The 9,098-nt window shown below is 76.0% G+C and carries 8 protein-coding genes; 6 read left to right on the plus strand and 2 right to left on the minus strand.

All coding sequences use genetic code 11. The annotated features are described in order from the left end of the window. The 3 genes from JZ5iCDA_RS13095 to hemL all read left to right on the plus strand — a co-directional run. Positions 1-856: uroporphyrinogen-III synthase (locus JZ5iCDA_RS13095; protein WP_083260000.1), on the plus strand; the 856-nt coding region annotated here is incomplete at its 5' end. Beyond that, a complete protein-coding gene (gene hemB, locus JZ5iCDA_RS13100) occupies positions 853-1,911 on the plus strand; it encodes a porphobilinogen synthase (protein ID WP_083260001.1) in 1,059 nt (352 codons plus the stop codon). The genes JZ5iCDA_RS13095 and hemB, both read left to right, overlap by 4 nt. Beyond that, positions 1,911-3,320, plus strand: a complete 1,410-nt coding sequence (gene hemL, locus JZ5iCDA_RS13105; RefSeq protein ID WP_069387580.1) for a glutamate-1-semialdehyde 2,1-aminomutase — start codon at positions 1,911-1,913, stop codon at positions 3,318-3,320. Before hemB ends, hemL begins: the two co-directional genes overlap by 1 nt. Positions 3,321-3,416: 96 nt before the next feature. On the opposite strand, the gene JZ5iCDA_RS13110 is transcribed toward hemL, so the two are convergent. Next, positions 3,417-4,484 carry a DUF2330 domain-containing protein gene (locus JZ5iCDA_RS13110; protein WP_069387581.1) on the minus strand — a complete coding sequence of 356 codons (1,068 nt, stop codon included), beginning with the start codon at positions 4,482-4,484 and terminating at the stop codon, positions 3,417-3,419. 128 nt (positions 4,485-4,612) lie between these two features. After that, a complete protein-coding gene (locus tag JZ5iCDA_RS13115) occupies positions 4,613-5,095 on the minus strand; it encodes a small multi-drug export protein (protein WP_069387582.1) in 483 nt (160 codons plus the stop codon). Between the two features lie 179 nt (positions 5,096-5,274). On the opposite strand from JZ5iCDA_RS13115, the gene JZ5iCDA_RS13120 reads away from it, so the two are divergent. From JZ5iCDA_RS13120 to JZ5iCDA_RS13130, 3 genes are all read left to right on the plus strand, one after another. After that, positions 5,275-5,616 (plus strand): metal-sensitive transcriptional regulator, encoded by a 342-nt coding sequence (locus tag JZ5iCDA_RS13120; RefSeq protein WP_069387583.1) that lies wholly within the window; start codon positions 5,275-5,277, stop codon positions 5,614-5,616. A 34-nt stretch (positions 5,617-5,650) separates the two neighbouring features. Beyond that, on the plus strand, positions 5,651-6,019 hold the full coding sequence (locus tag JZ5iCDA_RS13125; RefSeq protein ID WP_083260003.1) for a heavy-metal-associated domain-containing protein: 369 nt from the start codon (positions 5,651-5,653) through the stop codon (positions 6,017-6,019). Positions 6,020-6,322: 303 nt separating this feature from the next. Then, positions 6,323-9,079, plus strand: coding sequence for a heavy metal translocating P-type ATPase (locus JZ5iCDA_RS13130; RefSeq protein ID WP_436967405.1), 2,757 nt, complete (start codon positions 6,323-6,325; stop codon positions 9,077-9,079). Positions 9,080-9,098: the final 19 nt, after the last annotated feature.

Consider the following 9,098-nt stretch of genomic DNA (forward strand, 5'->3'; position numbering starts at 1 on the left):
CCACGCCGCGGCCGCCGACGAACGCCCCGCGGCGCTCGCCGGGCGGACGGTCCTGCTTCCTCGCGGCGCCGAGCGCGCCGCACCGCTCGCCGCGGCGCTGGAGTCCGCGGGAGCCCGCGTCCTCGTGAGCCCGGCGATCGAGCGCGCACCGGTCGAGGACACCGCCCCGGTGGACGACGCCCTCGCGCAGCTCGCCGACGGCCGCTTCGCCTGGGTCGTCGTCACGAGCGTCAACGCGATCGACGAGCTCGCGGCGAGCGCCGCCCGCCGCGGCACCACCCTGGCCGACGTCGCCGCCTCGGCCCGCTGGGCCGCCGTCGGCCCGGCGACGCGCCGCGCCCTCGAGGCCGCCGGCATCACGGTCGACCTCGAGCCGACCGAGAACTCCGCCCGCGGCCTGGTGACCGCGTTCGCGGAGGCGGCGGGCGACGGCGCCCCGAACGAGCGCGTCCTCCTCCCGCAGGGCGACCTCGCCGCCCCCACCATGGCCGACGGGCTCCGTCACCTGGGTTACACCCCGCACGTCGTCACCGCCTACCGCACGGTCGCGCACGACATCGCGCCCGAGGTCGTCGAGGCCTGGCGCGCGGGCGAGGTCGACGTCGTCGTGCTCACGTCGGGCAGCGTCGCGCGGGAGGTCGCGCGCCAGCTCGGGCCCCGCGACGACGTCGCGGCCGTCGCGATCGGCGAGCCGACGGCCCGGGCGGCGCGCGCCGTCGGGCTGCGGCTCGACGCGGTGGCGGACCGCCCGACCGACGAGGCGCTCGCCGCCACCGTGACCACCGTCCTGTCCGCGCCCCGCGCCGCCACCGCGGCCCCCGGTGCGGACACCAGCGACAGAGAGGACCTCTCGTGAGCGTGCCCAGCCTGCCCACCGGCCTGCCCGTCGGTCACCACCGTCCGCGTCGGCTGCGCAGCACCCGCCGCATGCGCCGCCTCGTCGGCGAGACGCGGCTGCACCCGGCGGACCTGGTGCTGCCGCTGTTCGTCAAGGAGGGCCTGACGGAGCCCCGGCCGATCGCGTCGATGCCGGGCGTGGTGCAGCACACGGAGGAGACGCTCGCGGACGCGGTGCGCGCGGCCGCGGAGGCGGGGGTCGGCGGCGTCATGCTGTTCGGCATCCCGGAGCACCGTGACGCGACGGGCAGCCAGGCCGACGCGGAGGACGGGATCCTCCAGCGCGGCATCCGGCTGGCCCGTGCGGTGGCCCAGGAGGCGGAGACGACCACGGGGCGTGCCCCGGTCGTCATGGCCGACACGTGCCTCGACGAGTTCACGGACCACGGGCACTGCGGCGTGCTGGCCACGGGCCACGACGGCGGGGTGGTCGTCGACAACGACGCGACGCTCGAGCGGTACGCGAGCATGGCCGTCGCGCAAGCGCGCGCGGGCGCGGACGTCGTGGCGCCGTCGGGCATGATGGACGGCCAGGTGGGCGTGATCCGCGAGGCGCTCGACGCCGCGGGGTACTCCGACGTCGGCGTCCTGGCGTACTCCGCGAAGTACGCGAGCGCGTTCTACGGCCCGTTCCGTGAGGCGGTCGACTCGACGCTGCAGGGCGACCGCCGCACCTACCAGATGGACGCGGGCAACGCGCGCGAGGGGCTGCGCGAGGCGGACCTCGACCTCGCCGAGGGCGCGGACATGGTCATGGTGAAGCCGGCCGGGTCGTACCTGGACGTGCTCGCCGCGGTGGCGGAGATGTCGCCGGTGCCGGTCGCGGCGTACCAGGTGTCGGGCGAGTACGCGATGATCGAGGCCGCAGCGGCGAACGGGTGGATCGACCGGCGGGCCGCGGTCACGGAGTCGGTGCTCGGCATCAAGCGTGCGGGCGCCGACGTGATCCTCACCTACTGGGCCCTGGAGCTGGCGGGCTGGCTGCACGACGAGACGTTCGGAGGGACGCGCTGATGACGGAGTCGACGGGGTTCGGGGCTGCGGCCGCCGCCCAGGCGGAGGTGGCGGCGCCGAGCGCGACCGCGACGGACAACCACGAGGCGTTCGTGCGCGCCCAGGGCGTGCTGCCGGGCGGCGTGAGCTCGCCCGTGCGCGCGTACGGGTCGGTGGGCGGCGACCCGCGGTTCCTCGCGTCCGCGCGCGGCGCGTACGTGACTGACGTCGCGGGCCGCGAGTACGTCGACCTCGTGTGCTCGTGGGGCCCGGCGCTGCTGGGCCACGCGCACCCGGAGGTCGTCGCGGCGGTGCAGGAGGCGGCGTCGCGCGGGCTGTCGTTCGGCGCCCCGACGCTCGCCGAGGTCGAGCTCGGCGAGGAGATCCGTCGCCGCGTGCCCGCCGCCGAGCGGGTGCGCCTCGTGTCGACCGGCACGGAGGCGACGATGACGGCGGTGCGGCTCGCGCGCGGCGTCACGGGACGCGACGTGATCGTGAAGTTCGCGGGCTGCTACCACGGGCACGTGGACTCGCTCCTGGCGCAGGCAGGCTCGGGCGTCGCGACGCTCGCGCTCCCCGGGTCGGCCGGGGTCACCGAGGCCAGCGCGGCGGACACGCTCGTCCTGCCGTACAACGACCTCGCGGCCGTCGAGGCGGCGTTCGCCGAGCGCGGCTCGCAGATCGCGGCCGTCATCACCGAGGCGGCGCCGGCCAACATGGGCGTCGTGACGCCCGCCGAGGGGTTCAACGAGGGTCTGCGGCGCATCACGGCGCAGCACGGCGCGCTGCTGATCCTCGACGAGGTGCTCACCGGGTTCCGGGTCGGCCCGAGCGGCTGGTGGGGGGTTGAGAACGGAGCGAACTCGTCCGCGGCACGTGGCGGCGAGGGCTACGTGCCGGACCTGTTCACCTTCGGCAAGGTCGTGGGCGGCGGGATGCCGGTCGCGGCGGTCGGCGGCCCGGCGGCGGTCATGGACCAGCTCGCGCCGGCCGGACCGGTCTACCAGGCGGGGACGCTGTCGGGGAACCCGGTCGCGGTCGCCGCGGGTCTCGCGACGCTGCGCCTCGCCGACGACGCCGTCTACGCGCGCGTCGACGAGGTGTCGCGCACGCTCTCGGCCGCGGTCGGGGAGGCGCTCGACGCCGCGGGCGTGGCGCACCGGGTCCAGCACGCCGGGTCGCTGTTCTCCGTGTTCTTCGGCGACCTCGCGGCGAGCGCCGGCGTGCGCGACTACGCGCAGGCGCAGGCGCAGGACGTCTTCCGGTACCGGGCGTTCTTCCACGCGATGCTCGAGCAGGGCGTCAACCTGCCGCCGTCGCTGTTCGAGGCGTGGTTCGTCTCGGCCGCGCACGACGACGCGGCCGTCTCGCGGATCCTCGAGGCGTTCCCGGCGGCCGCCCGCGCGGCGGCGGAGGCCACCCCGGCCTGACCGGTCGCCCGGGACCGTCCGGGTGGCGCGGTCTGCCGCGCCCGCCCGCTCCGCCTCTCAGGGAACGTCCGGGGACCGCGCGTGTCGCGCGGAGCGTCAGGCGCCTGCGGGCCGCGGAGCGAGGACGCGTACGGGGGCGTGGCGACGTCGTGACCCCCACACGACGAGCGCCGACACGACGAGGACGCCGCCGAAGGCGAGCACCGGCCCGGCGTGGAACGGCCCGATGCGCTTGTCCGCGACGACGGCGTACGTGGACGAGTGGGTGACGTCGGACGGCGCGGGGACGAACGCGAAGTCGGAGACGATCTGGGTCGCGGGCTCGGTGAAGGTCTGCTCGTGGGCCGTCACGTAGTCGCCGCCGGCGAGCAGCTGGGCGAGCTCGGGCGAGTCGACGGAGCCCGGCGGGACGCGGCCGGCGTACCGCACGGTCGGGGCGTCGAGGTCCGCGGTCGCGTCCGCGCGGTCCATCCGGTGGTCGGCGAGCACGTAGGTGCGCGTGCGCTGCGCCTCCTCGGCGGCCACGGACATGCGCATCGGGTGGACGAGCGAGCCGCTCGCGAACGTCACGCGCAGCGGCTGGAGCGTGCCGTCGAACGTCGACGCCTCCTCGGGCGCGAGCCGGGCCGCGACGAACGACCAGCCCTCCGCCACGTAGGGCGCGATCGCGCCGCGCATGGAGGCGGGGAGCTCGAAGCCGCGCTCGGCGAGCCAGGTGTCGAGCGCGGCCGTGTCGGTCGCAGCGAGCGTCGCGACGTCGAGCGGCCCGAGCCGCACCTGCGTGAGGACGTCCACGCCCGACGCGCCGCCGGCCGCGGCGTCGGCGGGCCCGCCGAAGCCGAGCTCGGGCCACCAGCGGTGGTCCGAGACGACGGCGCGCGGGGCCGTGATCTCGTCGAGCTCGCGGAAGATCTCCGGGTCGGCGAGGGCGACCTCGGCCGGCGTCGGCGTCGGGAGGATGAGCCCGACCTGCGGCGCCGTGGACAACGTCTCGAGCTCGAGGACGAGCGTCTGCGTCGTCCCGTCCCACTGGAGCACCGCCGTCTCCGAGGTCACCGACGACTCGTCGGCCGGGCTGTCCACGATGCCGCCGCACGCGCACGCCCCGGCGGGCGGGGCGAGCGCGACGAGTCCGGCGGCGAGCAGCGCGGTGGGGAGAGCCACCCGGGCCCCCTGCCACGCCGACACGCGTCGTCGCGTCCCCATGCAGGGAGGCTAGGACCGCGTGCGGCGGACCGCCTGCCGAGCACGGAATCGTGATGCGGCCGTGACCGGCGGGCGCTGGTGGCGCGTCAGGCGACGGCGGCCTGGACGCCGAGGTGCACGAGGACGCCGAGCACGAGCGCCCAGAGCGCGACGGAGACGACGCCCCACACGAACACGCGCCGGCGCGGTGCGCCGAAGCCGACCATCGCCGCCGCCGTGACGTGGCTGGGCAGGAGGAGCGGCCCGAGCAGGCTCACGCCGGGCACGCCGTACCGGTCGAACACCCGGCGCATGCGCTGCCGCTTCGGGTCGGCCTCCTTCGTCCGGCCACGGGTCAGGCCCGTCCGCGCGGCCCCGATGACCCAGACGACGACCGCGAGGGCGATCGCGTTGCCGACGACGGCGACCGGGATCGCGACGACCGTGTCGATCCCGGCGACGATCCCGAGGACCGCGGCACCCTCGGCCTCGACGTAGGGGATCATCGCGGCCAGCAGGACGCCGACCCAGCGCAGGAACGGCGGCAGGTCGAGCGTGAACTCCTGCAGGGTGGTGACGATGTCGGTCATGGCGAGCCTCTCGTGTCGGTTGCCTCCACCCTGACGCGCGGTCCGGGCCACCGACAGTGCCCGCCGTCACCGGGCGCGGTGAGTCCCTCACGGCTCCGGCATGACGCCTGTCACACCCCCTCGCGAGGCGATACCCATAGGGGGTATGATGGAGCCATCGAGACCGCGGAGGAGCGACCATGACCGACACGGCGACGGACCGCACCGTCCACCACGAGGACCACACGGGCCACGAGGGCCCGCACGGGTACGCGTCCGACAAGGAGGCGTACCTCAAGCGCATGCGCCGCATCGAGGGGCAGGTGCGCGGCATCGCCCGCATGATCGACGAGGACGTCTACTGCATCGACATCCTCACGCAGGTCTCGGCCGTGACCAAGGCCCTGCAGGCCGTGAGCATCGGCCTCGTCGAGGACCACCTGGGCCACTGCGTCGTCGACGCGGCGAAGCAGTCCGACGAGGCGGGCGCGGCCAAGGTCAAGGAGGCGGCCGACGCGATCGCCCGCCTCGTCCGCAGCTGAGCAGCACCCCACAGGAACACCACCGAGGAGCACCATGAGCACCGTCACCACCCTGGGCGTCACCGGCATGACCTGCGCCAACTGCGTCGCCCACGTCACCAAGGACGTCGAGGCCGTCGCGGGCGTGGAGAACGTGAGCGTCGAGCTGCGCGTCGGCGAGGAGTCCGAGGTCACGGTCTTCTCCGACGAGCCCCTCGACGAGGCCGCGCTCCGCGAGGCGGTCGACGAGGCCGGCTACACGGTCGCGTCGTACTCCGTCCAGGAGGACGCCCTCGCCGCGCAGTACGCGGAGCAGGCCCCGGAGAAGCAGTCCGCGCACGACTGCGCGTGCGGCTGCGGCACCGCCGAGGGCGACGCCCCGGCGACGAAGACGTACGACCTGCAGGTCCCGCCGAGCGCCTGACCGGCCTCGGTGCCCGACGGCGGCCGCATCCCCTCGCACGAGGCCGCGGCCGTCGTCGGCCCCACCCCTTCCCCCCGCGGACCGCCCGCCGACCGTCGCCCACCGGTGACCCGGGCCCTCCGCGCCGCGCCGCCCCCCACCGGGCCCGGCGCCCCCGCCGCGCCGTCCGCCACCCCGGTACGCCGCCGGTGACCTCCGTCCGAGAACCTGTCGAGGAGTCACCTCGTGTCTGCCCAGCCCACACCCACCCCGGTCCCGGTCGCCCCGGTTGACGGGCGCCCGTTCGCCGAGGTCGACCTCGCGATCGAGGGCATGACCTGCGCGTCGTGCGTCGCGCGCGTCGAGAAGCGCCTGAACCGCGTCGACGGCGTCACGGCCACCGTCAACCTGCCGCTCGAGAACGCCCACGTCGTCCTCACCGGCCCGGTCGACGACGCCGACCTCGTCGCCGCCGTCGAGAAGGCGGGCTACACCGCCCGCGTCACGACCCGCCGCGCCCTCGCGACCTCCACCGCCACCGTGGACGAGACCGGCGCCTCCCCGGACCAGGGCGAGACGGCAGCCGAAGCCGCGCCCACGCCGTCGGCCCGCACGGCCACCACCGCACCGGGCCAGACGGCAGCGGCACCTGCCGCGTCGCCGTCGGACCCCACCGTGCGCACCTCCCCGGGTGGGACGGCAGCGGAGGCGGCGGGGTGGCCGGAGGATGCGAAGGGCGTGGCGGGCCTGGCGGGAGCGCCGCGAGGGACGAGCGGTGCGGATGGTAGCCCGAGCACCTCCGGCCACCCCGCCGCCGCCCCGAACCCGACTACACCGGCACCCGAGGACACGAGCACCCCGACGCGCGACCGCGGCACGGACCTGCTGCGCCGCCTGCGCGTCGCGACGGTCCTCACGGTCCCGGTCGTCGCGCTGTCGATGATCCCGGCGCTGCAGTTCCCGGCGTGGCAGTGGGTCGTGGCGGCGCTGGCGCTGCCGGTGGTGACGTGGGCGGCGTGGCCGTTCCACACGGCGGCGTTCCGCGCGGCACGGCACGGGTCGTCGACGATGGACACGCTCGTGTCGCTGGGCGTGGTCGCGGCGTCGCTGTGGTCGTTGTGGGCGCTGGTCCTCGGCGGTGCGGGCGAGATCGGCATGCGCATGCAGCCGACGCTCATCCCGTCGCGCGACCACATGGGGCCGCCGGAGCTGTACTTCGAGGTCGCGGCGGTCGTGACGACGTTCCTGCTCGCGGGCCGGTACGCGGAGCACCGGTCGAAGCGGCGTGCGGGTGATGCGCTGCGGTCGCTGCTGGAGCTGGGCGCGAAGGACGCGGAGCGGGTGCGGCTGGCGCCGGACGGGTCGCTCGTCGTCGGGCCGGACGGCGCGCGCGTGACCGAGCGCGTGCCGGTGGCCGCGCTGGCCGTGGGCGACGTGTTCGTGGTGCGGCCGGGCGAGAAGGTCGCGACGGACGGTGTCGTGGTCGAGGGCTCGAGCGCGGTCGACATGTCGCTGCTGACGGGTGAGCCGGTCCCGGTGGACGTCGGTCCGGGCGACGACGTGACGGGCGCGACGGTGAACGCGGCGGGCGCGCTGCTGGTGCGCGCGACGCGCGTGGGCGAGGAGACGACGCTCGCGCAGATCGGCCGGCTGGTGTCGCAGGCGCAGACGGGCAAGGCGCCGGTGCAGCGGCTCGCGGACCGCATCTCGGCGGTGTTCGTGCCGGTCGTGCTGGTGCTCGCGGTCGTGACGCTCGCCGGTTGGCTGCTCGCCGGTGCGGACGTGTCGTTCGCGTTCATGGCCGCGGTGGCGGTGCTCATCATCGCGTGCCCGTGCGCGCTGGGTCTGGCGACGCCGACGGCGCTGCTCGTCGGCACGGGCCGGGGCGCGCAGCTGGGCGTGCTGGTCAAGGGCCCGGAGGTGCTGGAGTCGACGCGGCGCGTGGACACGGTCGTGCTCGACAAGACCGGCACGGTCACCGAGGGCGCCATGGCGGTCGAGGCGGTCGTGACGCCGTCGGGCACGCTGGACCTGTCCGCGCCGGACACCACGGGGACGCGCCCTGGTGCTGACACGGCGGTCGACGCGCTGCGGCACGCGGGCGCGGTGGAGTCGCTGAGCGAGCACCCGATCGCGCGGGCGATCGCGGCGGCCGCGCGCGACCTGTCGGCCTCCGTGTCCGCACAGGGCGCCACCCCGGCAGCGCCTGCTGCGGACACCGCGGCGGGCGCCGACGGCGTCCCGGTGGGCTCGCTCCAGGCGTTCGACTTCCGCAGCGCCCCGGGCGGCGGGGTCGAGGCCGTGGTCCGGACGGCGCACTCCGGGCTCTCGCTCGGTGCCGGCCCGGCGGATGCGGGAGGCTCCGACGCGCCGGCGTCGCTCAACGCGCGTCGCGTGCTCGTGGGGCAGCCGTCGTGGCTCGCCGGCCAGGGCGTCGCGACCGACCCTGCGCTCGACGAGGCCTTCGAGGCCGCCGAGCGCAGCGGGGCGACCGCGGTCGTCGTGGCGTGGGACGGTGCTGCGCGCGCGGTGCTCGTGCTGCGCGACCCGGTCAAGGCGACGTCGGCCGAGGCCGTCGCCGAGCTCAAGCAGCTCGGCCTGCGGCCGTACCTCCTCACCGGCGACGGCGAGGGCGCGGCCCGGGAGGCGGCGCGTGCCGTCGGGATCGCGGAGTCGGACGTCGTCGCCCGCGTGCTGCCGGACCAGAAGGTCGACGTCGTGGCCCGGCTGCGGCGCGAGGGCCGGGTCGTGGCGATGGTCGGGGACGGCGTGAACGACGCCGCGGCGCTCGCCACCGCGGACCTCGGCCTCGCGATGGGGACCGGCACCGACGTCGCGATCGAGGCGAGCGACCTCACGCTCGTCCGCGGCGACCTGCGCAGCGCGGCGACGGCGATCCGGCTCTCGCGCCGGACCCTGCAGGTGATCAAGCAGAACCTGTTCTGGGCGTTCGCGTACAACGTCGCGGCGATCCCGCTCGCGGCGGCCGGCCTGCTCAACCCGATGATCGCCGGCGCCGCGATGGCGGCGAGCTCGGTGATCGTCGTCGGGAACTCGCTGCGCCTGCGCGCGGCCGGCTGACGCGCCAGCCGCGCGACCA

Source organism: Cellulosimicrobium cellulans (assembly GCF_001722485.1).
GTDB lineage: Bacteria > Actinomycetota > Actinomycetes > Actinomycetales > Cellulomonadaceae > Cellulosimicrobium > Cellulosimicrobium cellulans_A.

Excerpts from the sequence above, each read along its gene's own strand:
- hemL (WP_069387580.1), top strand. The coding sequence starts at position 1,911 with ATGACGGAGTCGACGGGGTTCGGGGCTGCGGCCGCCGCCCAGGCGGAG.
- JZ5iCDA_RS13115 (WP_069387582.1), bottom strand. The coding sequence starts at position 5,095 with ATGACCGACATCGTCACCACCCTGCAGGAGTTCACGCTCGACCTGCCG.
- JZ5iCDA_RS13120 (WP_069387583.1), top strand. The coding sequence starts at position 5,275 with ATGACCGACACGGCGACGGACCGCACCGTCCACCACGAGGACCACACG.
- JZ5iCDA_RS13125 (WP_083260003.1), top strand. The coding sequence starts at position 5,651 with ATGAGCACCGTCACCACCCTGGGCGTCACCGGCATGACCTGCGCCAAC.